The following is a 26,847-nucleotide window of genomic DNA, read 5'->3' as shown; positions in this document are numbered from 1 at the left end:
ACGATGGCTCGCGGTGCGCCCCCCGGCCCCCACACTCGCAGCCCGAGCCGCCCGGAGTTGTAGCCATGAGCAAGCCATCGTTCGCAGGTCGCTCGCTCGTGCGGGCGTTCACCCGGATCAACCGACGTCGACCGTGGCACCGGCTGCCGCTGCCCGTCGCCCTGCTCAACATCATCGCGCTGCGCATCGAGCTGCGCTGGCACAACCTCACCGACACCCGCACGCCCGATCCGAGCACGAGACGTGGCCCGGTCACGATCGACCAGTGCCCGCATCTCGCCGGCAGGTTCCGCACTCCCGACGGCTCCTACACCACTCTCGACGACCCCGACATGGGGATGGCCGGCACCCGGTTCGGCCGCAACGTCGCGCTCGACAAGGCGTTCCCCGAGGCGATGCCGGGGCTGATGCAGCCCAACCCGCACACCATCAGCCGCACGCTGATGCGGCGCGAGACGTTCACCCCGGCCACCTCGCTCAACCTGCTGGCAGCATCGTGGATCCAGTTCCAGACCCACGACTGGTTCTCGCACGACCGTGACCTCGACGTCCCGCTCGAGCTGGACCTGCCCGAGGGACACGCCTGGCACGAGAACCCGATGCGCATCCCGCGCACGCGTCCCGACGACACCCGAGTCGACGCGGACGCTCACCTGCCGCCCACCTACCGCAACCGCCTGACCCACTGGTGGGACTCCTCGAGCATCTACGGCAGCTCGGAGGAGCAGCAGAAGCGGGTCCGCACCTTCACCGACGGCAAGCTCGTCGTGCAGAACGGCCGGCTGCCGCTGGACGCCGCGACGGGTACGGCGATCACCGGGTTCAGCGAGAACTGGTGGGTCGGCCTCGGCATGCTGCACACCTTGTTCACCCTCGAGCACAACGCGGTGTGCGAGGCGCTGAAGAACAAACACCCCGAGATGTCCGACGACGAGCTGTTCGGCACGGGTCAGCTCGTCGTCTCCGCGCTCATCGCCAAGATCCACACGGTGGAGTGGACGCCGGCGATCATCGCCCACCCGGCTCTGAAGATCGGCATGCGCGCCAACTGGTGGGGCCTGCTCGGGGAGCGGCTGCACAACCTCGTCGGCCGGGTGGGGAGCAACGAGGAGATCAGCGGCATCCCGGGCTCGCCCGCCGACCAGCACGGGTCGCCGTACCAGCTGACCGAGGAGTTCACCGCGGTCTACCGACTGCACCCCTTGCTGCCCGACCAGCTCGCGCTGCACTCGCTGGCCGACGGCTCTCTCATCGACACGATGGAGATGCCCGAGATCATCCTGCTCAACGCCGAGAAGGTGCTGTCCAGCGGAGTGAAGTCGGGTGACCTGTTCTACTCCTTCGGCATCGCGCACCCCGGTGCCGTCTGCCTCCACAACTTCCCGGCCTGGATGCAGGACCTCACCTTGCCCGATGGCGTGCGGCTCGACATGGGCGCCGTCGACATCATGCGCGACCGCGAGCGCGGAGTGCCGCGCTACAACGAGTTCCGCCGCCAGCTGCACCTGCCTGCGGCCAAGTCCTTCGCCGACCTCACCGACAACCCGGTGTGGGCCAAGGAGCTGGAGGAGATGTACGGCGACGTGGAGCGCGTCGACCTCCAGATCGGCATGCACGCCGAGACGCCGCCCAAGGGCTTCGGCTTCAGCGACACGGCCTTCCGGGTGTTCATCCTGATGGCCTCGCGCCGCATCAAGAGCGACCGGTTCCTCACCGACTGCTTCACCGAGGACTACTACACCAAGACCGGCATGAAGTGGATCGCCGACAACACCATGGTCACCGTGCTGAAGCGTCACCATCCCGAGCTCTCGAAGGTCCTCGACGGCGTCGACAACGCCTTCGCGCCGTGGAAGGAGATCGCGTGACCGAGCAGTCTCGTGGACTCGATGTCGAGCAGGACCGCCAGGCGCGCATCGATCTCATCAAGACCTACTGGGACGCGTTGATGTCGGCCGACCTGGTGACGTTTCGGACCCTGCTCGCACCGGACGCGGTGATCCACTACCCCGGCCAGAACTTTCTGTCCGGCGACTACACGACGACCGATGACATCGTCGAGCTCTACAGGACGCTGACCGGGTTCGTCACCCAGGGCACCTTCACCGGCCAGGTCCTGGACATCACCACGGGCGAGCAGTACACGACGGTCATCCTGAAGTACCAGCTGCACCTGCCGATGAAGACGGTCGACGGTCGTGCGACCGGGCTGTTCCTCCTCGACGAGAACTACAAGATCAGGGAGTACTGGCTGCACGAGTGGAACCAGGTGATGATCAACCGGGTCCTGCGTGCCACCTGGGCCTGCAAGCCGTTCATGCCGCTGGTCAACCGCATCAAGAGGGGCAAGAAGTGACGACAGGCCAAAGGTCGGTGCTACCGCCGGGGAAGCTCGGACTCCCCTGGATCGGCGAGACGATGTCGATCGCGCGCAACAACCACCAGTTCTACCGCGACCACATCGCGAAGTACGGCCCCGTCTTCAAGACCAGGCTCTTCGGCAAGAACTTCGTGATCGTGTCGGGGCACGAGGCCTTCCACCAGTTCGCGACGGACCCCAAGGTCCAGCGCGGCGGCACCGACCCCATCTCGGTCGAGCAGATGTTCCACGGCTCGCTGGCGTTGATCGACGGCGACGAGCACCACTCCCGCAAGGACGTGATGCTCCACGCCGTCCGCACCGACGAGGCGATGGCGGCCTACCTCGAGCGCATGCAGCGGATCTGGGGGACCCACGTCGACACCTGGGCCCGCAGCGGCACCGTCACGCTCCGACCCGACCTGCAGCTCGCGTCCGCCGAGCTGACCGGAGCGCTCTACACCGGTGACGAGTCCAAGGCGCACATCGACGAGCTCAACCGGATCCTCGCGGCGATGCGCTACTCCCTCCAGATCCTGCCGCTGCCGATTCCCGGCACTCCCTACGCCAAGGCCCTCAAGGGCCGCAAGCGGCTCGATGTGCTGCTCGCCCAGGCGATCAAGCGGCACCAGGACCACCCCGAGCAGTACGACGACATCCTGTCGCGGATGCTCGAGGAGGCACCCCGTCACGGCGTGAAGGCAGAGACCCTGCTGGGCGACGTACGCCACCTGATCTTCGCCGGGCAGGCCGGCTTCTTCGTGCCGTTCATCCTGCTCACGATGGTGCTCGGCCAGCGACCCGAGCTGCGCGACAAGGCGCGCGAGGAGGTGCTGGCGGTCTCGCCCGACGGCCAGATCACCATGGACCAGGTGGCCCGGATGACCTACCTGGGCCAGCTCTCCAAGGAGGTGCGCCGTCACTTCGCGATGAACTCGGCGACCTTCTTCGGCAGGGCCGTCGAGGACCTCGACATCGGCGGGTACCACGTGCCGAAGGGCTGGGGCATGATCGGCGCGATCCACATCAACATGCGCAACCCCGAGGTCTTCGACGACCCCGAGGCCTTCGACCCCGAACGGTTCACCGCCGAGCGCGAGGCGGCGCTGGCTCCGGGCAGCTACGTGCCGCACGGCGACGGCGAGCGCAACCACCACCGCTGCCCGGGCGAGGACATGGTCACCATCGCGATCAAGATGTACCTCACGCTGCTGCTGCGAAAGCTGACCTGGACCATCCCGCCGCAGGACCTCACGCTGACCAACGAGCTGTTCCCGCTGCCGGCATCGGGCCTGACGGTGAGCTTCACGCCGGCAGAGGTCAAGGCCTCCTCATGAAGGCGCCGCGGCTGATGGTGCTGACCAAGCTGATGGTGGTCGGTGCGCGCCTGCCCGTGACCCGCTCGCCGGCTGAGGCCGGCTTGGCCTTCGAGGACGTCGCCTTCACCTCGACCGACGGCGTCGGCCTCAAGGGCTGGTTCATCCCGGCAGGAGGAGAGGGCCCTGCCCCGACGGTCCTGTTCGTGCACGGCTGGCTCTGGAACCGGATGGGCAACGTCGCAGGGCGGGTGCCGTTCACCGACCGCGACGTCGACTTCCTGCCGCCGACCAAGGCACTGCACGACGCCGGGTTCAACGTGCTGCTCTTCGACCTCAGCAACCACGGTGAGAGCGGCCGCAGGCTGCCCTTGACCTTCGGTCCGTTCGAGGCTCGCGACTTCGTGGGTGCGGTGAGGTACCTGCGCACCCGGGCCGACGTCGACGGCTCACGGATCGGCGTGGTCGGCACGTCCATGGGAGGCAACATCGCGCTCATCGGGGCGGTGGAGTGCCTGCCGATCAAGGCGATGCTGCTCGTGCAGCCGACCATGCCGTACAAGTTCTCCGCAGCGTTCGCCGCCGATGTGATGGGCAAGATCGGGTCTGCCAGCCTGCCGATGGTGGACGTGTCCTACCTCGCCGCCCGGGCGCCGCGTCCGAGCACCATCGACCCTGGGGTCTACGCCGCTCGCCTCACCGACACCCAGCAGAAGTACGTCCAAGGCACCGGCGACCCGTGGGGCTCGATGGACATCGTGCAGTCCTTCGTGGACCGCTCGCCGAAGGTGCTGCCGCTGGTGAAGTACCCGAGCACCGGGAGGTACGAGGGGTACCGCTACGTCACCGAGCAGGCCGACGACGTCGCGGCCTACTTCAGGGAGTATCTGTAGACCGCTGTGCCGGTGCCATGATCGCTCCATGAAGCTGCCTCGATCGGTCGAGCTGGTCAAGTTGATGGTGATCGGGCAGCGTCAGCCGATCACACGCAACCCGGCAGACGTCGGCCTCGCCCACGAGGACGTCTCCTTCCATGCCAGCGACGGCGTGCCGCTCGAGGGGTGGTTCATCCCGGGCAGGACCCGCAAGACTCGCGGGCCGGCGGTCGTCGTCGTGCACGGCTGGCTGTGGAACCGCGCCGGCAACGTCGCCGGCCAGGTGCCCTGGACCGACCGCGACGTCGACTTCCTGCCGATGATGCGGGCCCTGCACGACGCGGGGTTGCATGTGCTGAGCTTCGACCTCAGCAACCACGGGCAGAGCGGTCGGCGCTTCCCGATGACCTTCGGAGCCTGGGAGGGCCGCGACCTGCTCGGTGCGATGTCCTACCTGCGCACGCGCACGGACGTCGACCCCGTCCGGATCGGAGTACTGGGCACCTCCATGGGCGGCAACACGGCCCTCGAGGCGGCGCCGTACTGCCAGCCCCTCCCGGCGATGCTGCTCATCCAGCCCAACCGGGCAGGCACCTACATCTCGCGGTTCGGCAAGGACCAGCTGGGCAGGACGCTCGGCTCAGCAGTGGTCCGGCCGACCGACTGGTCGTACGCCGCGCTGCGGGCCCCGCTGCCCAGCAAGGCTGATCCCTCGATCGCTGCAAGGCTCCTGACGACCACGATGTGCTCCTACGTCCAGGGCACCGGCGACCCCTGGGGCACCATGTCCGACGTCGAGGCCATGGTCGCCGCAACGCCTCGAGTCCAGCCCCTCATCAGGTATCCGTCCACCGGAAGGTACGAGGGCTACCACTACATCAATGATCACCTCGACGACGTCGTGTCGTTCTTCATCGAGTACGTGTAGGCACTGGCTGGTTGCCCGTGTGAGCGGAGCGAGTCGGTGTCGAGGCGGTCTATCCACAGATTGCGCGACCGACCCGACGGGGGCGACTCGTTTCGCTCCATGCTTCCTCTCGTTGCCAGAGCCTGGCGACCGATCCGAAGGAGGAAGCTTGAGGTACAAGACGGCGGCACTCTTCGCCGCGATTCTCGGAGTCTTGGGGAGCACCACCGCGACTGCGTCGGCAGTCGAGCCGAGCGACCCTGTCAGCCGGCTCGTCGAGCACGACACGTGGCGACCCGTCCAGGTGCTTGACGCAGCGTTCGACGGCGACACGTTGCTTGCGCGCAGGGCGCGCGCATTCATGTGTGACTTCTACACCCACGTCTGCGTCAAGTTCACCAAGCGGGAGACCCGGGCTGTTGCGGCCCTGGCCGGCCCCGGACTGATCGGTGTGGTCTCCTGGGCGTCCCACATGTGCAGCAAGCTGCCGTCTGGCGTGGGCATCGTCGGCTGCACGGCGCTCGTGTCGGTCTACGCCTACCTGCTCGACCGCAGCTTCACCTCCGCTGCGGCCAGGGGACGGTGCGTCGAGCTGCACTTCCCCTACCTGTTCAGCGGCGGCGCATTCTGGTGGAAGACCGAAGGGTGCTGACTGCTGTGTCCAGCCCGACAAGAGCGGCCGTCATGGTGCTGAGCACGTGGGCGATCCTCGGCGCGGCGATGCTCGTGGCATCGGACGGTCACCCGCGCGCCCGCGACTGGCTCCTGGGTGCCGGGATCGCCCTCGCGGCCACGACCGGTCAGGTCATCGCCTGGTGGCGTCGGAGGCGTGGGCGCTCCCCGGTCGGATGACTGGGCGAGAGGGCAAGATGTCCGAGCCTGCGACGCACCTGGCTCGTCGCAGACTCGGACAGCATCTGTGCGCTGCGACCGCTACCCGTGCCACAGGCCGTCGTGGGCGGCCTGGCGGGTGTAGAGGGACGGGTCGAAGAAGCGGTCGTAGTACTCCATGGGCAGGCAACCGGCCTTAGGTCGCGGCCTCATCCAGCCAACCGCGCCCTGTCTTGGTGGAGATTTCCAGAAGGTTCAACGTTTTGGGAACAGACCTCGCAGTAGCGCCCGCGAAGGTCGACGCACCCTTCTGGACATGCTTGGCTTCGTAGTCCAAGAACATGGATGTCTTGAATCTCCTTCTGGAAGGCACGATGACATGTCCAAGAAGGTCTCGCGGGCCACTCCGGTGGTGGCGCTCCTTGCTGCTCTCCTCACCGCCACGACGTCAGCCATCGTGCTCGTGCCCTCCGCGTCCTACGGCTCGCCGCGGGCTCAGGCTGAGGCAGCGGCCAGCGATACGCAGGACGCAGTCCAGCCTTCACTGGTGCTGGACAAGGTCGGTTCGCACGACCTACGACATCCAGACCGCGTGGGACTTCAGCACGGCGGCCCAGATGTACTGGCGGGGCACCATCAGACGGATCGTCGGCGCGTACGACTGGGGGTTCGGGGCCCACAGCGGGTACCGGCACTTTCGCAAGGGCTCGTTCGAGAACTGCGTGCTCAAGGTTGGCTGCATCGGCATCTGGTACCCGACCAACGGCCTGGTCGTTCACCATGACGGAACGTGGACGGACAGCCTGACTGGAGCTGATGCGTGAAGCCCTGGCAGATCAGAGCCATCGGCGTGATCGTCCTGGTCGGGTTGCTGCTCACCCTGCGTGGGTTCGGCCCTTGGGAGACGCTGATCTGGTTCTTCCTGCTGGCCCTGGTGCTGAAGGCGCCGATCCCGCCGAGCCTGCGCAGGTAGCCCTGGCCATCCCTGGCTCAGCCGGTCGGGGGATGCCACAGGCCGTCGTGGGCGGCCTGGCGGGTGTACAGGGACGGGTCGAAGAAGCGGTCGTAGTACTCCATCTCGAGGTGGGAGAACTGCAGCCACATGCCGGAGGCGTAGAACGCGTCGACGTGGGCAGGGAACCGGCCGTAGGTCTCGTAGATGTAGTTGCAGGCGTCCTTGACGAACTGGACCTGCTTCGGACCGATCCGGGTGCCCTTGTCGACGTAGGCCTGCGCGTCCGCCTTGTTGCGGTAGGGGCTCGACCAGACCTCGGAGTTGCCGTAGGCCGAGCCCGAGGCGCTGTACTTCATGTCCATCACCTTGTCGACGGCCTCGTCCATCGACTTCACGTACGGCGGTGTCAGACCTTCGAGCACCCCGTCGATGCCGACGGGGTTGGCCTGCGATGCCGGGACCGGTGCCCAGGGCTTGAGGACCTTGGCCTCCTCCATCCGGAACCCGAGGCCGTGCCAGTCCTTGGCGGGCTCCTTCTGCCAGATGTACGGCGTGAACACGGCGCCGTGGATCCAGCCGCCGAGGCCCATCGCCTGGCCGAGCAGCATCAGGTTCTGGAAGTAGAAGAACGCCTCGTAGTCGGTGCGCAGCGTGTGCCCGAACCCGAGCGGGACCACGTTGTCCTTGGTGACGAACTTGTTGCGCACGTACTTCAGGCCGCCGATCGGCTGGTACGGCACCTTCTCCGCCAGGCCGACGGCCCCGGCTAGCTTGGCCACCCACTCGACGGGACCCTTCGGCTTGAAGGGCCGCCAGTCGTCGACGAAGATCGAGCGCTTGCCGTCGGGCTCGTTGGCGATGATCAGCAACGCGTTGATGTACTGCCAGGTGCAGTCGACCACGGGGTAGAAGAGCGTGGTGCCGGGGACGTTGGAGGCCTGGGCGTTCCAGCCGAGGTAGTAGGGCCACTCCCGCGGGAAGCTGAGCCGCTTGTCGGAGATGCGCACCTTGCACTGCTCGGCGTAGCTGAGCCAGTCGTCGTCGGTCCACTCCGACCACTTGCGCGGCCGGGCCTTCAGCGCCTCGAGGGCAGCGGCGCCGGTCGGGTGGCGCAGCAGGAAGATGCCGTCGTCGTTGATCATGAAGAAGTGCGTCGCCTGGCAGTTGTCGGCGCTGCTGCCGGTGCGCGCGAGGACGTTGAGGAACGGCGTGCCGAGCTCGGGACTGCCGTCGGGCTTGGTGAGCGGTCCGTCATGCGTGGTGACCCCGGTGATCCCGGTGATGCAGGTGACCAGGATGGCTTCCTCGAGCGGCGTGAGCGGCGAGGGGTCGTTGTGGCTCTCGTGCGTGAGCGGTCCGGCGTTGATCGAGAAGCCGCGCGGGACACGACGGGTACGGCGCTCGGTCAGGGCTGACATGAGCGGGTAGGAGAACAGGTCCTCCATGGACGGGTGCGTCATCGTGCTCCCAAGGTGGTGTCGCAGTGGCGGGGTTAGTTGAAGCGGTCGAGCTCGGCTGTGATGACGGGGTAGACGTCGCGCGCGGCGTCCTTGCCGATGAACAGGTCCATGTGCGAGTAGTCCGGGATGACCGTGCGGGTGTAGAGGTCGGGCCCGTTGGCCTCGCGCAGGTAGTCGTAGGTCAACAGGCTGCCCTCCGGCTTGAACAGCCGGTTGTTCTCCCCGTGCAGGAACGAGATCGGCAGCCGCAGGTTGTCGGTAGCCGGCAGGTAGGCATCTCGACCGTCGGCCGTCACGGCGTGACCCTCGCGCAGGATGCGGGTGATCTGGCGGAACGTCGTCATGTTCGCCACGCCGAACACCTCGTGCAGGTGCTCGTGGGTGGCGTCGTTGAGGCGGTCGTGGTCGTAGACCTCGCCGTACATGAACATCACCCGCCGGCAGAACGGCAACCCGCACGGCTCGTCACCGGACGGATAGACCTGCAGTGCCCGCTCGTACAGCCTCTCGCCCCACGAGAGGTCGTCGCGGTCGGTGGTGAGGGTGTCGATGCCCAGCGCCTGGATCGCGTCGCCGGCGTAGATGCCCGAACGCAGCTCGTTGAGCGCGCCGGCACGCGGGTGGAAGGTGACCTGCGACGCGATGCCGTGGCGCACTCCCTCGAGCCCGAGTGCCAGTGCCATCAAGAACGTCAGCGAACCGATGCAGTGAGCCATCACCTGCACGGACTCGGCTCCGGTGACCTCACGCACCTGGGCGACGGCGGCGGGGTAGTCGTAGGCCGCGATGTCGTCAAGGGTGAACTGTGTCGACCCCGACTCGAGCGCGGGACTAGCGCGGTAGTCGAGGATCCAGGTGTCGTAGCCGTGTTCGACGAGGTACTCCGGGTAGCTGGTGTCGGTGGTGTCGAGCAGGTAGGCCTGGGCCGACGTGCCGAACCCCGGGCTGAGGATCACCGGGCCCTTGCCACCACCGTCGAAGCGCGTGAGCCGCAGCTCGACGTCGTCGTCGGTGCGGAAGAAGCGCACCTCGGCCGGTGGCAGGCGCAGCGCCCGGTGCTCGCGCGGGGGAGCGTCGGGGTTGAAGTCGCTCGGCCGGGCGAAGACACCGCCGAAGGTCTCGTTGAGCGAGCCGGCGAACATCCGGCCGAACTTGGCCAGGGCGCCCAGCTTGTCGAGAGGGCCGCCCCCGATGCCCTTCATCGTGGTCAGCTGCTTGGCGAAGTCGGCCAGGTGGATGGTGACGATCCCCTTGGCTGCGACCGGCCCGCTCTGGTCACCCTCGTGCACGGTGACGTAGAGGGTCGTGGTGTCCTTCCAGAGGTCCAGCCCGTCGTCGTTCGCGATCTGCTTGTAGCCCTCGAGGAAGTAGTGCCGTCCGTCGTCGGCCACCATCGGCATCGAGTAGACCATCTGACGCTCGCCGGCGTGCTCGGCATCGCGGACCAGCAGGTTGAAGCGCCCGCCCTCGACTCTCATGGGCGTGGGGGACAGGGCGGGAGCCGTTACCGTGCCGGTGAGCTCCGCCTCGTGCTCGCGCTCGTCGACGAGCCGGTCGACGTCGTCGGCCTTGACGGTGACGGTGAACTCCAGCGGAGAGTCGTCGGCCCGGCCGCGCTCGAATCCTTCGGAGTAGTCCTCGAGGGCCGAGGTGGATGCGAAGCCCCGCATCGTCTCGGTGAACTGCACCCCGGAGCCGCCCATGGTCACCCACACTCTCGGCCGTCTGAGGCCGCCTCGATCCTTGGGCCGGCCACCTGTCAGACGTGTTCCATCGCGCAGACTAACCCCCGCGTATGGCGGGCGGGAGCATGCCCACGCGGACTGATTTGGCAATGGCCCGAACGGACCGTTAACACGCGAGTCACCGAGGCGTTTGATGGTCACCGGCCAGTGGACTCCGGTAGCGTCGCTGACCGAAGTCAGATCGTCGAACACCATCAATCGGGGGGCCCCACACCATGCCCGAAACAGCCTCGACCGAGTCGGTCGACGTCGTCGTCGTGGGCTCGGGCTTCGGCGGCTCGGTCGCTGCCTACCGCCTGGCCGAGGCAGGTCGCTCGGTCGTCGTCCTGGAGCGCGGGCGGGCCTACCCGCCGGGCAGCTTCGCGCGCACGCCGAGCGAGACGGCGAAGAGCTTCTGGGAGCCGGGCGAGGGTCGCCACGGGCTCTTCCAGGTCTGGAGCTTCGACGGCATCGACGGCCTGGTCTCCAGCGGCCTGGGCGGTGGCTCGCTCATCTACGCCAACGTGCTGCTGCGCAAGGACGAGAAGTGGTTCGTGCACGAGCAGCCGCTGCCACACGGCGGCTACGAGCACTGGCCGATCTCCCGGGCCGACCTCGACCCCCACTACGACGCGGTCGAGTCGATGATCGGCGTCTCGCCGTACCCCTACCAGGACACGCCCAAGACGATGGCCATGGAGGAGGCAGCGGCCGGCGCGGGGCTGTCGTTGCAGCGGCCCCCGTTGGCGGTGGCGTTCTCCCGCCGGCCCGGCGAGGACCCCGTGCGGCAAGGAGAGATCCCGCTCCCGGCGTACGGCAACATCCACGGCGTCCCGCGCACCACCTGCAGCCTGGTCGGCGAGTGCGACGTGGGGTGCAACAACGGCGCGAAGAACTCCCTCGACCACACCTACCTGTCCGCGGCCAAGCACGCCGGTGCCGACATCCGGGTGCGGCACGAGGTCAAGGGCTTCCGCCCGCTCGAGGGCGGCGGCTACGAGGTGACGTACGTCGTGCACACCGGCGCCGACGGCGAACCCGCGACCGACCTGCCGGTGCGCACCATCCGCACTCGGCGACTGGTGCTGGCAGCGGGCACCTTCGGCACCAACTACCTGCTGCTGCGCAACCGCAGCGCCTTTCCGGGGATCAGCGGCGCGCTCGGCACGAGGTTCACCGGCAACGGCGACCTGCTCGGCTTCGTCATGGACGCCTCGCGCGATGGGCTGGGCCGAGATCTCGGTGCCAACACCGGCCCGGTGATCACGACGGCGATCCGGTTGGCAGACGAAGCCGATGGTGATGGTGCCGCCGGGCGGGGCCACTACATCGAGGACGCCGGCTACCCTGCCTTCGCGGCGTGGCTCGCCGAGAGCGGCAAGGGCCTGGGCACCCTGGCCCGCGCGTTCCAGTTCGGCTACCGGCGCGCGGTCGAGGACCTGACCAACACCGCAGACTCCACCGTCGGCGCCGACATCGCCGAGATGATCGGTCCCGGCACCCTCACCGCCACCTCGCTGCCGCTGCTCGGCATGGGTCGCGACATCCCCGACGGAGTGATGCGGCTCAGCGGCGGCCGTCTCGAGATCGACTGGACGACCGAGACCTCGCTCGACTACTTCGACGGCGTGCGCGGCACCATGCGCGCCATCGCCGGGCAGCTCGGCGGCACCTACTACGACAACCCGATCTGGTGGGCCAAGCGCGTCATCACCGTGCACCCGCTCGGCGGCTCTCCCATGGGCCGCCACGAGGGTGAGGGCGTCTGCGACCCCTACGGCGAGGTGTACGGATATCCCGGTCTCTACGTGATGGACGGCGCGCTGCTGCCCGGCCCTGTCGGCGCCAACCCGTCGCTGACGATCGCGGCGGTGGCGGACCGCGCGTGCACGCACCTGCTGTCGAAGGTTGAGGAAGGCGCGCTAGCGCCTGTCTCGAATCCGCGCTCGCTGGTTGAGGAAGGCGCGCTAGCGCCTGTCTCGAAACCCGGTGATGGAGGCAGTGACAGTACCGATGGTTTCGAGACGGTTGCTGCGCAACCTCCTCAACCAGCGGTTGCTGCGCAACCTCCTCAACCAGCGGTTGCTGCGCAACCTCCTCAACCAACGGGAACTGCCAGCGGGCTGCTGTTCACCGAGCAGATGAAGGGGTTCGTCGCGCTCGGTGTCGACGATCCGCAGACCGGGCACGACCAGGGCAGGAAGTCCAAGGACCGCTTGATGTTCGAGCTCACGATCTCGGTCGACGACGTCGACCGGTTCGTGGCCGAGCCCGGACACGAGGGATCCGCGACCGGGTACGTCGAATCCGATCTGCTCGGCGGGCGTCTCGACGTCGAGCGTGGCTGGTTCAACCTGTTCGTCGAGGACGACGACGTCGACCAGCGACAGATGCGCTACCGCCTGTGGCTGCGCGGTCCGGGCGGCAACCCGATGACGTTCGTGGGCGTCAAGGAGGTCCGTGACGAGGCGGGGCTCGACGTCTGGCGCGACACCTCGACGCTCTACGTGAAGATCCTCGAGGGCCACCACGAACCCCCGGCGCCGGGGTCGGACGACGACGCTCCCGTGCTTGCGGCCGGCGTGATCACCATCCACATCCCCGACTTCATGAGGCAGCTGACGACGTTCCGCACGTGGGGCGACAGCCGGGTGGGGGCGATGGAGGGCTTCGGTCGGCTCTTCCTCGGACAGCTGTGGGACGTCTACGGGCGGTTCTTCCGGGACCGCGACGACGAGTCCGACGAGAGGGGCGCCCCGTGAAGCGCGACGAGCTGGCCGAGCACTTCGTCGAGCTGAACTTCATGCCCCAAGACGCCTGCCGCTGGCTGGCGCCGAGCGAGCTGCGCACCCTGGGCGCACAGACGCTGTCGCAGATCTTCGGCAGCTACGCCGACAAGCGCGAGCTGCAGAAGGTCTTCGACAGCAACCTGATCACCATCCCCGCGCACGGCGAGGAGCTCGCCGAGGGAGAGCCCCTCTGGTTCGACTACACCGCCGATGTCGGCGACGGCTTCGAGGCGACCTACACCGTTGCTGCCCTGCTGGCTCAAGACGAGCTGAGCGTCGAGGGACTCGGCGAGCTGCTGCCGCGCGGCAGGATGCTGGTGCTGGGTGGTGACGAGGTCTATCCCCGGGCCAACACCAAGGCCTACGAGGACCGCACCGTCGGTCCCTACCGCGCTGCGATGCCGTGGGCGACGCCGCAACCGTTGATGCTGGCGCTGCCGGGCAACCACGACTGGTACGACGGGCTGACGGCGTTCCTGCGCCTGTTCACCCAGGACCGGATGATCGGGGGCTGGCGCACCGAACAGAAGCGCAGCTACTTCACGGTGCAGCTGCCTCACCGCTGGTGGCTGGTCGGCCTCGACAGCCAGCTGGACTCCTACTTCGACGACCCGCAGCTGAGGTACTTCGAATCGACCCTGACCGCGAACCTCCAGCCGGGCGACAGCGTCATCGTCTGCGCCGCGACGCCGGCGTGGCTGAAGTCGTCGTCGGGGGAGCCCGACGCCTTCAACGGCCTGGAGTGGTTCGAGCGCAACTTCGTCACCTCCCGGAAGGTCCCCGGCGGCCTCGACCCGGAGCCCACCGGGGCTCAGGTTCGGCTGTGGCTGAGCGGGGACAAGCACCACTACATGCGCTTCGCCGAGAAGCTCCAGCCCGGAGAGGCGCCCGACGTCGCCCGTCAGATGGTGACCTGCGGTCTGGGTGGTGCCTACCTCGACACGACCCACGAGCTCGCCGAGGAGCTCCAGCTGCTGCCGGCCGAGTCGCGCAACTGGCGTGAGGGCGACGACGAGGTCGCCTTCGTGCAGCAGCCAGTGACCTACCCGAGCATGGAGCAGTCGCGCGCCTGGGTGAACCGGCTCGCCCTCCCGTGGCGGCCCGAGTGGCTCGTGCGGCGCAACCCCGGGGTGTTCACGGTGTTCGCACTGACCCACTTCCTGATCTTCTTGTTCCTGCTGCTGATCTTCTGGCAGGGCATCCAGGCCAAGAACAACGGCCGCATCATCGACGCCTACATCTCGGCGCGGCCTCCCACGCTGCTGCGCTTCATCGGCGGGTTGCTGGCCGTCGTACTCCTGGCGTTCGTGATCTGCCTGCTGCCCAAGCTCCGAGGTCGACCACCCCTGCTGTCGGTCAAGGCGATGGTGCTGGCCTCGAGCCAGCTGGTGACCGGCTGCGCGTGCTTCGTCGGGTTCGGACTGCTCCCTGCCGACACGTTCGGACCGCTGGCGGCCTGGCTGACGTTCTTCATCGTGATCGTGGCGGTGTCGGTCATCGGTGGCGTGATCGGCGCGTTCTTCCTCGGCATCTGGATCGTCGTCTACATGAGCAAGGGGCTCACCGCCTGGGCGATGATGGGCCAGGCCATCGAGGAGGGCAAGGGGTTCCTGCGCCTCAGGCTCGATCCCGACGGCAGCCTGACGATCTACCCGATCGTCACCGAGAAGCTCGTCCGCGACTACGAGATCAGCGACAAGATGGTGCTCACCTCCAGCGGCCGGTTCACCAAGATCCCCGTGCCTGCCGAGCCGGTGCCGACGCCTCGCCTGATCGAGCAGCCGTTCAGGGTGCTGCCGACGCCACGCACCTGATCGGCCGCACCCTCCCGCTGGTTGAGGAAGGCGCGCTAGCTCGCACCTCAAACCAGCGATCAACCCGTCCTCCCGCTGGTTGAGGAAGGCGCGCTAGCGCCTGTCTCGAAACCAGGGGGCCTGGTCACTTCGGCGGCAACGACCGGGCGTAGACCGTGCCGCGCTCGACCCAGTCCCGCAGGACCTCGTCGTCCTCGACGGTCTCGGCAGCGACCCGCAGCCAGCCCTGCATGGTCTTGCCGCGCATCTCGAACTCCTCGGCCCCCGGCTCGGCCAGCAGTGCCTCGGTCTCCTCGGGGTCGCAGCGCAGCATCAGCCCGCCCTGCCCGCTCGCAGCCACCGCCAGGTGGCCACCGATCAGGAACGCGAGCCCGCCGAACATCTTCATCTCGGTGACACCCGGCTCACCGGCCACCTCTGCCCGGATGCGCTCGGCCAGGTCCTCGTCGTACGCCATGCCCCCATCCTGGACCGAGCCGCCGACATTGCGCGGGGACTACCGGTCGAGTTCGGCCAGTACCTCGCCGACGACCTCGATCGACTCGGCGGTGATGGGGTCGAGCACCAGCTGGAGGTGAGTCGCGCCGACAGCGGCCAGCGCGCGCACGTGGTCGGCGAGGTTGTCGGGAGTGACCCTCGCGACCCTGGCGTCGTACTGCGAGCCCATCAGCCGGCCGTCGCCCGAGGGGAGCGTGACGAGGACCGCGGCGGTGGCCTCGACCGAGCGTCCGGGCGGCATCACCGCATCGACCTCGGCCTTGACCTCGGCGAACCGCTCGACGGAGTTGTCGTAGATGGACCACCAGACGTTCCACGAGTCGACGACCGGCAGGCCGATGCCCAGCATCCGTGGGCTGTTGGACCCCAGCATGATCGGCGGGCCGCCCGGGCGCTCCGGGCGGGGGTCCAGCACGCTGTCGTCGACGTCGTAGTACTGCCCGTGGAAGTCGACGTGCCCTTCGCGCAGCAGCGGCACGATGATCGCCAAGGCCTCCTCGAAGCGGGACACCCGCCGGTCGTAGGCGAACCCGAACGCGTCGTACTCGCGCTTGTTCCAGCCGGCTCCGAGCCCCACGATCAGCCGCCCGCCCGAGATCGCATCCACCGTCGCCGCCTGCTTGGCGAGCATCGCAGGGGCGTGGAAGCTCGTCGAGGCCACGAGCGGACCGATCTCGACACGCTCGGTGGCTTGGGCGATCGCCGCCAGCGTGGTCCACGCCTCCCACGGCCCGCGCGTCGACCCGTCGGGCAGGTCGTACAGCAGGTGGTCGCCCACCCAGACCGAGTCGTAGGTCGTAGCTTCGACCAGGCGCGCCAGCTCGACGTACTCCGGCCACGGGACGTACCGCTCGACCTCGGGCAGCTGGACACCGATCTTGCACGGACGACTCATGCAGCAAGCATGCTGGTTGAGGTGCGGACCTGCGAGCTTCGAGACCTCAACCCGTGCTTCGACTCGCGTCACCCGGTCGCGCCGAACTGCTCGACGCGGATCTTCTCCACCGGGAAGCCGGACTCCATCAGCAGTGCCTCGCCCAGCTGGGCGAACCGGGATGACCCGCACACGAAGGCGATCTCGACGCCGGCCAGCAGCGGGGCAACCTCCGAGGCCGTCGGGGGTCCGGGCGGCCGGCCGTCGAGGGCGACGCGGGTCAGCGCCAGCGACGCACCGGCGCGCGCGAGCTCGTCGGCGTAGGGCAGCTCCTCGCGGCTGCGGGCCACGGCCAGCACCCGCAACAGTTCGGGCCGGCCGGCCCGGCGCGCGGCGCGGGTCATGGCGACCGCAGGTACGACGCCGGTGCCGCCGACCAGGCACAGGGCGGGCGTGCGGACGTCCCAGCTGAACCACCGCCCGATCGGCCCGCGCAGCTCCAGCACGTCGCCCACCTCGGCCACGTCGGCGAGGAACTCTGAGACCTCACCGCCCGGCAGCTTCTCGACGAGGAACTCCACGAGCGGGTCTTCGGAGTCGGAGGCCACCGAGTAGGAGCGCTGCGCCACGTAGTCGTCGGGTGCGCGCAGCCGGACCAGGTAGTGCTGGCCGGGCCAGTGGCGCTGGCGATCCTCGACGTGCATGCGCAGTCGCACGGTCGTGGGTGTCGGCAGCTGCTTCTCGATGATGCGGCCGATCGTCCAGGCCGTGGTGCGTGGCGCGACGTCCTCAATGCTCATCGCTCAGTCCCCTTGGTAGCGCTGCTCGCGCCACGGGTCGCCGCGGTCGTGGTAGCCGTTGCGCTCCCAGAAGCCCTGCCGGTCGTGGGCCATCAGCTCGAGGCGGGTGATCCACTTCGCCGACTTCCAGAAGTACAGGTGCGGCACCAGCAGGCGCACCGGGCCGCCGTGCTCGCGCGGCAGCGGCCGGCCGTCGTACTCCCAGACGATCCACGCCTTGCCGCCGGTGAGGTCCTGGATCGGCAGGTTCGTGGTGTAACCGGTGGTCGAGTGCGCCATCACGAACGTGGCGTCGTCCTGCGGCACGGCCACGTTCAACAGCTCGTCGACGCTGACTCCGGTGAAGGTCGTGTCGAACTTCGACCAGGTGGTCACGCAGTGGATGTCGCCGAAGTACGTCGACCCCGGCAGGGCGTGGATCTGGCGCCAGTCCCAGGTCGTCGGGTTGTCGACCAGGCCGTCGACGGTCATCGTCCAGGCGTCCACGTCGAGGCGCGGGGTGGCCTCGGCGGTGAGCACGGGCCAGCCCGACCCGGTGTCGTACTGGCCGGGCGGGAGCCGCCCCTCAGGACCATCTGGCCGCTTGCGGAAGAACCCTCGTGTCACGGGCACGGGTCGACCCTAGCGAGCCCCGGACCAGGACGAGCTGGCGGAACTAGGCCACCAGCTCCAGACCCTCGACCCGAGGCGCGGAGGTCGAGGGAGCGCGCCCGGTCACGCGCCGCGTCTCGTAGCTCGCCGCCGCCACGGTGGCAAGACCCGCTGCGCCGGCCAGCCCCAGGGCGGCCGCTGCGTGGAGCTCGACGAGCGTGCCGCCCACGGCGGCGCCAAGAGCGCTGCCGCAGCTGGTGGCGGTAGCGATCCCTGTATCCCTGCTGCTCCTCTCCGGCTGCGGTGGTGGCCCGAACGCAACGACCAGCACCACGACCAGCGCCTCGACCAGCGCCTCGACCAGCGCAGCGGACGGCGGTGACGGCCCGACGACGGTCGTCGAGCCCGGCTCGTGCGATCCGTACGTCGGGGACGCCGAGTCCTATCTCGGTCATCCGGTCGACGTGATGGGCACCGGCGACCCATGCAAGTTCTACGTCCCCGCGCAGGTGGAGCTGCACGGGAGCTACTGCTGGATGGACGTCCACTTCGAGACCTTCACGCTGGCCGAGGACGAGCGCAGCGCGTCAGCGATCACCGGCCTGCTGGGCGGCGGCCTGACCAGTGAGCAGGCGCCCTCGGGATGGACCTACGCCGCCTCGAAGCCGGGCGAGCAGCACTACGTCGTGACTGCTGCTGACGGCACCTCCCTGCACTGTGACGCCTCGACCCAGCCCGGCGGCGGCGAGACCGGCACGCCGCCCGACGTCGACCCCGTGCCGCTGCTGAGGTTCTGCGACCGGGTCTACGACGCGACGGTGCAGCAGTAGCGGTCCGAGAGCCTCAACCGAGCAGCCAGAGCGCCACCTGGCTCAGCAGCCAGCCCGTAGCGCCACCGAGTGCCACGCCGGCCGCGACCAGCACCAGCAGGGTCGCCAGGATCCGAGCGGCGAGGTGTGCGTGCTCCGCGAACGGCGGCGGCTGGTGGAGGTGAGGGGAGTGGCTGTGGGCCATGACTCGAGGGTCCGTCCAGACGCTGGTCGCCGACAGGGTCGATGGTCCCGACCACCAGGGTCCTTCGAGGCGACTCAGCCCAGGCCCACGACGAGGACCATCGCAGTGGCGGCCAGGAGCACCGCGCCCGTGCACACCAGTGCCACGTCCACCGGCAGGTGACCCCAGTCGCGGCGCGGCTCGTGCGGCTGCACGCTGCGCCGCCGCGCGGTCCACACCGCCAGCAGGACGAGGAGCAGGCCGACGCCCAGCAGCGCGAAGGGCACCGCGTCGCTGTCGGGGAACCACTCGTTCACCGCAGCAGGCAGCACGTTGAGGGTGCCGAAGGCACCGACCGCCAGGAGCGGTAGGTCGGCGGTCAGCACCGCGAGGGTGACCACGAGGCTCACGCTGCCGATGGCGAGGACGAAGCCGGCATCGGCCGGAAGCGTCATCAGCGATCCGATGACCACCCCGAAGGCGGCGATCGGGACTACCGCCCACCGGGGTTGCACCACGGCCGCCCACCCGAGCAGCAGCCACACGGTCGCCACGGCCCAGACGCCGACACCTGGTAGGGAGTCGTGTGCGGGGAACATGTCGTGGATCGAGGCACCGGCCGTCAGCATCAGCGCCAGCACCGTCACCATCTGCTGGAGCAGGTGCCGATGCAGGAACCACAGGCCAGCGGCGACGGCCGCCGTGGCAGCGGTGGTGAGCACCGCGCTGTGCTCCTCCTCGATGTCGAGCACGTTCTGGGTCAGCAGGATCGCGAAGACCCCGAACGCAGCCGTCGCGCTCACCCACAGCACCGAGCGCAGCCGGATGCCCACATCACCCAGGCGGGCCGGAGTCGCGAGCCCGGCCGCGAGCAGCGCGAGGCTCGCGCCACCCAGCACCAGGGCGCGGGTGAGGTCGGAGAGGTCTTGCCAGTAGAGGTTCATGATCAGGATCGAGCTCACCAGGACCACTACGCCACCGAGGTAGCCGAGCGCCTCCACGGCCAAGGTGGACGCGGGGTGGCGCTCCGGGGGTTCGACAGGCGGCCTCGTGGCGACACGATGGGCTGCGACAGGTGGCTCCACAAGCGGTGGGCCCTGCGCCGTCATCTGCCGGGCCTGCTCCGGGGAGATGACGCCGTCTGCCAGCCAGCCCTCGACCAGTGTCGCCAGCGGCACGGGCCGGGGTGCACTACGTTTCGCGTGGTCCAAGAAGGTGGTCATGTCGGACTCCTCAACAGTTCTCCCACCTTCCACACTGCCGCGGACGGTCGAGCTCAGGTAGGGCCCGAAGACCCGATTCACGCTGGACCAGTGCGGTGGCGGCGGGCGCAGATCGCGACCGCCGCCACGGAATCGCAAGCCTCAGCCGACCGGCTCGAGCTCCCGACCGCCGACGACCCCGGCCGGCGCGACGACCGGAGCAGGCTCGGGAGCCTCCACCTGGAGCTTCGGCAGGACCCGGTCGAGCCACGCAGGCAGCCACCAGTTGCGCTCGCCCAGCAGGCTCATGGTGGCCGGCACCAGGACCATCCGGACCAGCGTGGCGTCGAGGAAGATGGCGACGGCCATCCCGAACCCGATCATCTTGATCACCACCCCCTCCTCGGTGACGAAACCGAGGAAGACCGCGACCATGATGAGTGCCGCCGAGGTGATCACCCGGCTGGTCGAGGACAGACCGCGGGCCACGCTGCCACGGGCGTCGCCGGTGCGCACGTAGTCCTCGCGGATCCGCGAGAGCAGGAACACCTCGTAGTCCATCGAGAGCCCGAACAGGATCGCGAACATCAAGATCGGCAGCCAGCTCGACACAGGCAGCGCGTGGTCGAGGCCGAGGAGCTGAAGGCCCCAGCCCCACTGGAACACCGCGGTGAGCACGCCGTAGGCCGCCAGCACCGACAGCAGGTTCATCGCGGCCGCCTTGAGCGGGATGACCACCGAGCGGAACATCACCATCAGCAGCAGCACCGAGATGCCCACCACGAAGCCGATCACCAGCCAGATGCGCTCGGCCAGGATGTCGACGATGTCGCTGAACATCACCGAGGAGCCCGCGAGGTCCACGCCGTCCGGAAGCTCGGCCCGCAGGTCGGCGATCTGGGCGGCCACCCGCTCGTCGTTGTCGCGCAGCACCGACTCGGCGGTCACCAGGGCGATCTCGCCGTCAGGGGAGACCACCGCCGGGCTCACGTTGACCAGGTCGTCACGGGCCGCGAGCTTCGCGATCAGCTGGTCGACCTGGCGGCCGCTGACGACGTCACGCTCGGCGACGAACAGGTACGGCGTGTTGGCGCCCGGCCCGTACTCGTCGGCGATCAGGTCGTAGGACTGCCGAAGCGCCGAGCCCGGGACCTCGTCACCACCGCTGCCCGGCCAAGTACGCATGTCCAGCACCGGCGCTGCCAGCAGCACCATCACCGTTGCGGCCCCGATCAGCCAGGGCAAGGGCTTGCGCGCAACACGCTCGGCCCAACGGCTGCCCTGTCGCTCGTCGCGTCTCGACCCGGGCTCGCCCAGGGATTCGCCCGGCTCGACCGACGATCGGCGTGCCCGACGTACGGCCCGCGGCTCGATCCAGCGAGCCGTCAGCCGGAAGATGGCCGGCACCAGCAGCAGCGCCGTCACCATCACGGCGACGACGGTGATCGCCGTGGCGAACCCGAACGCGCCGAAGGTCGCCAGCCCCGACAGTCGCAGGCCCAGCAACGAGACCAGCACGGTGGTGCCGGCGAGTACGACGGAGCGTCCGGCGGTCACGTTGGCGGCGGCCGCAGCGTCGACGACGGAGTAGCCGGCCCGTCGGTACTCCAGCGCGCGGGCCAGCATCAGCAGGGCGTAGTCGATGCCGACACCCAGCCCGACCATCGTGGCGACCGTCGGGGCGAAGGGGCTCACCGACATCACTCCGCACAGGATCGTGATCCCGGCAGTGCCGATGGCCAGACCGGAGACGGCCACGACGATGGGCAGACCGGCGGCCACGACCGAGCGGAACATCAGCAGCAGGATGAGCAGCGCGACGACGATGCCGATGATCTCGCCGGTGCCCTTCATCGCGCTGCCGGCGGTGCTTGGCAACTCGCCGCCGAGGACCACCTGCACGCCGGCGTCTCGAGTCGGCTCGATGGCCTGCTCGAGCGGCTCCGCGTGCCCGTAGACGTCGCGGTGGGTGACCGGTACGTCGTACTGCACGGTCAGCAGTGCGGTGTCGCCGTCCGCCGACATCCGCGGCTGGCTGACGGCGATGACGTGGTCGAGTGCCGAGAGGCGGTCGGTCAGTGCGGTCAGCTCGGATGCGGCGAGCGGTCCGTCATCGTGGACGACGACCTGCGCCGAGGTGTTGCCCGACTGGGGGAGGTGTTCGCGGAGGAGGTCGATGCCGTGCTGCGCGGGGGCAGCGGGAACGTCCCAGTCCTCCTGGGTCTGGCCACCGACCGCGCCCGCGACGCCGAAGACGGCGACGGCGATCACGATCCAGACGGCAAAGGCGCGCCACGGGTGCGTAGCGGCGAACCGGCCGAGCCGGTCCAAGGTGCGGTTCATCTCGGGTCTCCTTCGAAGTTTGGTGAGGAGACCGTCGCGCGCTCGGCTTGAGCCGCACTTGTGTGTGACTTGTGCTTCGCTGGTTGAAGAGGTTGCGCAGCAACCGTCTCGAAACCAGGCCCTGCTCAACCAGCGGGGGGTCGTTGTTGGTTGAGGAGGTTGCGCAGCAACCGTCTCGAAACCAGGCCCTCCTCAACCGGCGGGGGGTTGTTGTTGGTTGAGGAGGTTGCGCAGCAACCGTCTCGAAACCAGGCCCTCCTCAACCAGCGGGGGGTCGTTGTTGGTTGAGGAGGTTGCGCAGCAACCGTCTCGAAACCAGGCCCTCCTCAACTGCGTGGTTTCGAGACGGGCGCTAGCGCGCCCTCCTCAACCAGCGAACTGGCGTGCGCGCCCTCCTCAACCAGCGAACTGGCGTGCGCGCCCTCCTCAACCAAGGCAAGGACTAGAAGGCCATTCGCTTGCGCTGTGCCATCAACCACTCGACGTACGCCGTGAAGCCCCACTCCGTGGCCTGGGCGAGGGCGGCGTCGGCGCGCTCGGCGGCCTCGTCGGGCAGGCCGATAGCGGCGAGGGCGAGGGAGAGGTAGCCGTCGAGGGGTCCGTGGACCGCGCTGATGCCGGCGACGCCGATGCGCCCGCCGTACGGCCGGAGCACCTCGACGGCCTGGGTGGCCAGGGAGATGTGGCCAGAGACCGCTGCGGCCTCGGCCTCGTCGGCCCAGTCGCTGAGCGAGGACCAGTACGTCAGCGGCTCGTCGGGCATCGGGCTTTGGTCGAGCAGCCGGCGTACGTCGTCCGGACGACCCGTACGCGAGAGCAGCAGGTGGGTGGTCGTCGCGGTGCCGTAGTGGTCGCGCAGCGCCGACAGCGTCTCGTCGGCCATCGCCGCTAGGGCCTCGGGGTCCCAGAGCGAGGCGAACATCGCCGCCGCCGGGGCGTGCACGTGCTGCATCGGTACGGCGACCTGGGGTGCGGTCTCCGAGAGGCTCCGATGGTGACGAGCGACGGCTCCTGCGTCACCGCTCAGGCTGGCCAGGCACATCAGCATCCAGTGCAGCCCGAGGTGCACGTAGGGCAGTCGGTGCTTGTCGGCCAGCCGCATCGCCTCTCCGCTGGCTGCGAGCCAGTCCTCGCGACGGCCTGCCTCGAGCGAGTCGACGGCCAGCGAGGTGAGCAGCACCGCCTGGGCAGCCTCGTCGCCCACCTCGCGAGCGGCCGCGAGGCCCTCGTTGATCCAGGCGATGCGCTGCTCGAGCAGCTGTGGCGTCCAGGCGGCCATCCAGGCGGCACGCGATGCCCACCACAGCAGGCTCGGGTCACCGGCTCGATGAGCCAGGGCCATGCCGGTGTCCATCAGCGCCTGCCGCTCGGCCTCGGTGCCGGGCACGTAGTACAGCTCGATCGCCAGTGCGAGCTGCAGTCGGCAGCGGGTGGCGAGGTCGCCGTCCTCGACGTCGTCGTGCGCGAGGGCCCAACGCAGATCGTCGATGACGTCCTCGAAGACCACCTCGGGCGCGTGCGGCTGCCAGACGCAGTACGCCGCCATGGCAGCGGCCGCCTCGGCGACCTTGGACGGTGAGCCCAGCATCCGCCCGATGGTGATGGCCTCCATGCAGGCCGACTCGACGTCGGTCCAGCGCGCTCCGTAGGCCGCGTCGTGCGCGACCTCCAGCAGCAGCTCGAACAAGGCGGCCTCTTCGTGGTCGGCGCTGCGCCTCAACGACGAGACGGCAGCTTGTCGCAGCTCGAGTGCTTCCTGCCACGCCGACACCTTGCGGGCCTGGTCGGCTGCGGCGCGCGCGGCCCGCCAGGCCCTGTCGACGTGGCTGGGACCGGCCGCCAGCCAGTGCCGTGCCAGCTCGGCGGTCACCTCGTCGGCGGCGAGCAGACGGCGCACGGCGGCGTCGCTCTCGACGGTGTTCGCGACCTGGGCGTGCATCCGCGCCCGCCGCGTCGAGGGCACCGACTGGTAGACGGAGTCGCGGGTGAGTGCGTGCGCGAACGCGTAGTCGCCGTCGCCCTCCTCGTTGACCAGCCCGGCCGCCCGGGCCGTCTCGAGGTCGTCGAGCACGTCGTCGAGCTCGTGCGCAGCCGCCCCGGCAACCGTGAGCGCTTGGAAACGTCGGCCGGCGACTGCCGCCATGCGCAGGGTGTCGAGGGCGCGGTCATCCAGGGTGGCCAGTCGTCGGGTCACGACGTCGCGGACCGTGGCGGGCACCTGGGTGGGGTCCTCCTCGTCGAGCCGGGCCAGCTCGACCAGGAAGAACGGGTTGCCGGCGGCCCGCTGGTGCCAGCCGTCCACCGTCTCGTCGCTCACGGCTGCTCGGGCCACCGTGCGGACCAGTGCCCGGGCCTCCTCCCCGTCGAGCCCGTCGAGGTCGATCCGGATCGCGTGCCGTCTGGCGAAGGCCTCGCCGACCTCGGCCAGGGCCCCCGTCGGCTCCGGATGCGTACGCCGAGTGGCCACGATCGCCAGTCGCGAGTCCGCCGGCGTCGTGGCGAGCACATGGCGAAGCGTTCGCAGCGTCGCGTCGTCGGCCCAGTGCAGGTCATCGAGAATCACCAACACTGGCTGGGCTCGTGCGACCTCGAGCAGTGCCTTCGCGATGCGGTCGGAGGTCTGGAACGCCTGGCTTGCGGCGCTCTCGTCGGTCTTCGGCTCGGTCAGGCGGCCCAGGTCGTGGCCCGGCTGGAGCGTGTGCAGCACGCCCAGCCACGGCCAGAGCGGCGGAGCGCCGTCGTCTTGGGAGCAGGCCCCCTTGGCCACCACGAACCCCCGCGTAGCCGCCTCGTCCGCGAGCTGCGTCGTCAGCCAGGTCTTGCCGATGCCCGGCTCCCCGACCAGCAGTGCCGATCCTGCTGGGGAGTCCAGGACCTCATTGAGCCTGGCCCGTTCTGGCACCCTCCCGACGCCCAGCGCCTCGCTGGTTGAGGAGGTCGCTTTGCGACCGTCTCGAAACCCGGTGACCGGCCCCTCGGCTGGTTCCAGCGGCGCCACCAACCACGTCTCCTGACGCAGGATCGCCTGCTCCAGGTCCCTCAGCTCCGGCCCCGGATCGAGCCCCAGCTCGTCCGACAGCAGCTCTCGTACCTCCCGCAGCGCGTCGAGCGCGTCGGCCTGCCGCCCGACCCTCGTCAGCGCCAGCGCATGCAGCGCCCACCACCGCTCCTGCAGCTGGTGGGACGCGACCCGCGTCTCGGTCGTCGCGAGCACGCTGGCCGCCTCACCGAGCGCCAGCAACCCGAGCGAGCGGCCTTGCTCGGCCGCCGTCCGCACCTGCTCCAGCGCAGCCCGCTCGGCCACCACGTCGGGGTGCTCGAGCAGGTCGGCGTAGGGCGCGCCGGTCCATGCCGCCAACGCGCCGTCCAGCTCGTCGAGCGCAGCCGTCACGGCGCCGCGGCCCGGCCAGCTTGCGCGGTCACCCGTCGTCAGCTGGGTCGTCAGCGGGGCCAGCAACCGTTCGATGCGGCGTACGTCCCGCACGAACCGGTGCACGTCGACCTCGCCGGGCTCGACCCTCAGGACATACCCGTGGTCGGTCGTCGCCAGCACCGAGTCGACCGACCGCGACGTGCGCTCGGGGTCGAGCGCCTTGCGGACACCGGAGATGTAGGCATGCAGAGCGCCATGCGCGGCGCGCGGCGGCTCACCGGCCCAGACGAGGTCGGCGAGCACGTCCGCACTGACCGGCCGACCGGCGTACATCGCCAGGGCCGCCAGCACCGACCGCGGCTTGCGCGCGCCGACCTCCTGCCACGTCGGCTCTTGCCCCTCGGGTACGTCTCGCGCGATGCGCGCCGCACCGAACACCCCCACCCGCACGGCGGCAATCTATGTCAGGAGCTGGCCGGTCGCTCGGCAACCTTCCGCTTCGGGCCAGGGTTGCCTGGAACCCGTCAGCCACCGCTCTCGCGCCGATGGTCCTTCACAGCCCAGGACCAATGGCCCATGTTGCTGCGGTCTTCGGCCTCTGAGCCCGAAGTCCCCGGATTCTTAGCGTCTTCACCAGAAGCGGCGACACAAGGTCCGCCGCCTGGTATGAGGAGACACGACATCATGCGCTCGGCGTTCGACAAGCTCATCTCGTGGACCGGAATCGCTCTGATCGCGGTCCTTATCGCTGCAGGTGGCCTGCTGACGTGGGCCAACACGTTCGTGGCTGACCAGGTTCACGACCAGCTGGTCATGCAGGACATCACCATGCCCGAGGGCGACGCGCTCAAGAGCGTCCCCGAGGCCGACGCCGCCGTGCTCAAGCAGTACGCCGGCAGCAAGCTCGACACCGGCCCGGAGGCCAAGGCCTTCGCCGACCACTACATCCTGGCCCACATGAACGCGGCCGGTGATGGACGCACCTACGAGGAGGTCAGCGGCGAGTTCATCGCGCTGTCGGACGAGCAGAAGGCATCCGAGGAGGGCCAGGCGCTGGCCGGGCTCCGCCAGACGCTGTTCATGGGCAACACCCTGCGCGGCCTGCTCCTCTACGGCTACGCGTTCGCCACGATCGGCACCATC

Annotated in this window: 23 protein-coding genes; 12 read left to right on the top strand and 11 right to left on the bottom strand. The window is 69.0% G+C overall.

What is annotated here, in order from left to right; all coding sequences use genetic code 11:
• The first annotated feature begins 65 nt into the window (after window positions 1-65).
• The 8 genes from ISU10_RS17630 to ISU10_RS17595 all read left to right on the top strand — a co-directional run bounded on the left by ISU10_RS17630 (window position 66) and on the right by ISU10_RS17595 (window position 7,261).
• Window positions 66-1,868, top strand: a complete 1,803-nt coding sequence (locus ISU10_RS17630; RefSeq protein ID WP_194697740.1) for a peroxidase family protein — start codon at window positions 66-68, stop codon at window positions 1,866-1,868.
• Window positions 1,865-2,356: a nuclear transport factor 2 family protein gene (locus ISU10_RS17625; RefSeq protein WP_194697739.1), complete on the top strand. Its 492-nt coding sequence runs from the start codon at window positions 1,865-1,867 to the stop codon at window positions 2,354-2,356. Before ISU10_RS17630 ends, ISU10_RS17625 begins: the two co-directional genes overlap by 4 nt.
• Window positions 2,353-3,696: a cytochrome P450 gene (locus ISU10_RS17620; protein ID WP_194697738.1), complete on the top strand. Its 1,344-nt coding sequence runs from the start codon at window positions 2,353-2,355 to the stop codon at window positions 3,694-3,696. Before ISU10_RS17625 ends, ISU10_RS17620 begins: the two co-directional genes overlap by 4 nt.
• The gene (locus ISU10_RS17615) at window positions 3,693-4,568 is read left to right on the top strand and encodes an alpha/beta hydrolase (RefSeq protein ID WP_194697737.1); all 876 of its coding nucleotides are present in this window, start codon (window positions 3,693-3,695) and stop codon (window positions 4,566-4,568) included. Before ISU10_RS17620 ends, ISU10_RS17615 begins: the two co-directional genes overlap by 4 nt.
• A 28-nt stretch (window positions 4,569-4,596) precedes the next feature.
• Complete coding sequence (locus tag ISU10_RS17610; protein ID WP_194697736.1) at window positions 4,597-5,478, top strand: alpha/beta hydrolase; 882 nt, start codon at window positions 4,597-4,599, stop codon at window positions 5,476-5,478.
• Window positions 5,479-5,626: 148 nt separating this feature from the next.
• Complete coding sequence (locus ISU10_RS17605; protein ID WP_194697735.1) at window positions 5,627-6,109, top strand: hypothetical protein; 483 nt, start codon at window positions 5,627-5,629, stop codon at window positions 6,107-6,109.
• A gap of 32 nt (window positions 6,110-6,141) precedes the next feature.
• The gene (locus tag ISU10_RS17600; RefSeq protein ID WP_194697734.1) at window positions 6,142-6,309 is read left to right on the top strand and encodes a hypothetical protein; all 168 of its coding nucleotides are present in this window, start codon (window positions 6,142-6,144) and stop codon (window positions 6,307-6,309) included.
• A gap of 799 nt (window positions 6,310-7,108) precedes the next feature.
• Window positions 7,109-7,261, top strand: a complete 153-nt coding sequence (locus ISU10_RS17595) for a hypothetical protein (RefSeq protein ID WP_194697733.1) — start codon at window positions 7,109-7,111, stop codon at window positions 7,259-7,261.
• Window positions 7,262-7,278: 17 nt separating this feature from the next.
• Here the strand turns inward: ISU10_RS17595 and ISU10_RS17590 are convergent, their stop codons facing one another.
• Window positions 7,279-8,703, bottom strand: a complete 1,425-nt coding sequence (locus tag ISU10_RS17590; protein ID WP_194697732.1) for a hypothetical protein — start codon at window positions 8,701-8,703, stop codon at window positions 7,279-7,281.
• Window positions 8,704-8,735: 32 nt separating this feature from the next.
• Entirely contained in the window at window positions 8,736-10,406 is a 1,671-nt protein-coding gene (locus ISU10_RS17585; protein ID WP_194697731.1) for a hypothetical protein, read from the bottom strand.
• Between the two features lie 257 nt (window positions 10,407-10,663).
• Between ISU10_RS17585 and ISU10_RS17580 the strand changes: the two genes are divergently transcribed.
• Both ISU10_RS17580 and ISU10_RS17575 read left to right on the top strand, forming a co-directional pair.
• Entirely contained in the window at window positions 10,664-13,189 is a 2,526-nt protein-coding gene (locus ISU10_RS17580) for an FAD-dependent oxidoreductase (protein WP_194697730.1), read from the top strand.
• Window positions 13,186-15,030: a metallophosphoesterase gene (locus tag ISU10_RS17575; RefSeq protein ID WP_194697729.1), complete on the top strand. Its 1,845-nt coding sequence runs from the start codon at window positions 13,186-13,188 to the stop codon at window positions 15,028-15,030. Before ISU10_RS17580 ends, ISU10_RS17575 begins: the two co-directional genes overlap by 4 nt.
• A 124-nt stretch (window positions 15,031-15,154) precedes the next feature.
• On the opposite strand, the gene ISU10_RS17570 is transcribed toward ISU10_RS17575, so the two are convergent.
• The 5 genes from ISU10_RS17570 to ISU10_RS17550 all read right to left on the bottom strand — a co-directional run bounded on the left by ISU10_RS17570 (window position 15,155) and on the right by ISU10_RS17550 (window position 18,022).
• Window positions 15,155-15,487, bottom strand: a complete 333-nt coding sequence (locus ISU10_RS17570) for a TfoX/Sxy family protein (RefSeq protein ID WP_194697728.1) — start codon at window positions 15,485-15,487, stop codon at window positions 15,155-15,157.
• Window positions 15,488-15,526: 39 nt separating this feature from the next.
• Entirely contained in the window at window positions 15,527-16,423 is an 897-nt protein-coding gene (locus ISU10_RS17565) for an LLM class flavin-dependent oxidoreductase (RefSeq protein WP_194697727.1), read from the bottom strand.
• Between the two features lie 68 nt (window positions 16,424-16,491).
• Window positions 16,492-17,202 carry an FAD-binding oxidoreductase gene (locus ISU10_RS17560; RefSeq protein ID WP_194697726.1) on the bottom strand — a complete coding sequence of 237 codons (711 nt, stop codon included), beginning with the start codon at window positions 17,200-17,202 and terminating at the stop codon, window positions 16,492-16,494.
• 3 nt (window positions 17,203-17,205) lie between these two features.
• Window positions 17,206-17,814, bottom strand: a complete 609-nt coding sequence (locus ISU10_RS17555; RefSeq protein WP_194697725.1) for a sulfite oxidase-like oxidoreductase — start codon at window positions 17,812-17,814, stop codon at window positions 17,206-17,208.
• A 43-nt stretch (window positions 17,815-17,857) separates the two neighbouring features.
• The gene (locus tag ISU10_RS17550; RefSeq protein WP_194697724.1) at window positions 17,858-18,022 is read right to left on the bottom strand and encodes a hypothetical protein; all 165 of its coding nucleotides are present in this window, start codon (window positions 18,020-18,022) and stop codon (window positions 17,858-17,860) included.
• Between ISU10_RS17550 and ISU10_RS17545 the strand changes: the two genes are divergently transcribed.
• On the top strand, window positions 18,012-18,623 hold the full coding sequence (locus ISU10_RS17545) for a hypothetical protein (RefSeq protein WP_194697723.1): 612 nt from the start codon (window positions 18,012-18,014) through the stop codon (window positions 18,621-18,623). The genes ISU10_RS17550 and ISU10_RS17545 overlap by 11 nt on opposite strands.
• Window positions 18,624-18,636: 13 nt before the next feature.
• Here ISU10_RS17545 and ISU10_RS17540 read toward each other — a convergent pair whose 3' ends face one another.
• The 4 genes from ISU10_RS17540 to ISU10_RS17525 all read right to left on the bottom strand — a co-directional run bounded on the left by ISU10_RS17540 (window position 18,637) and on the right by ISU10_RS17525 (window position 26,154).
• Window positions 18,637-18,807 (bottom strand): hypothetical protein, encoded by a 171-nt coding sequence (locus tag ISU10_RS17540; protein ID WP_194697722.1) that lies wholly within the window; start codon window positions 18,805-18,807, stop codon window positions 18,637-18,639.
• Between the two features lie 74 nt (window positions 18,808-18,881).
• Window positions 18,882-20,009, bottom strand: a complete 1,128-nt coding sequence (locus ISU10_RS17535; RefSeq protein WP_194697721.1) for a DUF2157 domain-containing protein — start codon at window positions 20,007-20,009, stop codon at window positions 18,882-18,884.
• 141 nt (window positions 20,010-20,150) lie between these two features.
• Window positions 20,151-22,331, bottom strand: coding sequence for an MMPL family transporter (locus ISU10_RS17530; RefSeq protein ID WP_194697720.1), 2,181 nt, complete (start codon window positions 22,329-22,331; stop codon window positions 20,151-20,153).
• Window positions 22,332-22,773: 442 nt separating this feature from the next.
• Window positions 22,774-26,154 (bottom strand): ATP-binding protein, encoded by a 3,381-nt coding sequence (locus ISU10_RS17525; RefSeq protein ID WP_194697719.1) that lies wholly within the window; start codon window positions 26,152-26,154, stop codon window positions 22,774-22,776.
• Between the two features lie 216 nt (window positions 26,155-26,370).
• Between ISU10_RS17525 and ISU10_RS17520 the strand changes: the two genes are divergently transcribed.
• Window positions 26,371-26,847 (top strand): hypothetical protein (locus ISU10_RS17520; RefSeq protein WP_194697718.1); only part of this gene is annotated, 477 nt, incomplete at its 3' end.

It is taken from the genome of Nocardioides agariphilus, assembly GCF_015352445.1.
GTDB classification, from domain to species: domain Bacteria; phylum Actinomycetota; class Actinomycetes; order Propionibacteriales; family Nocardioidaceae; genus Nocardioides; species Nocardioides agariphilus.
This window is presented reverse-complemented; position numbering and strand designations above follow the sequence as displayed.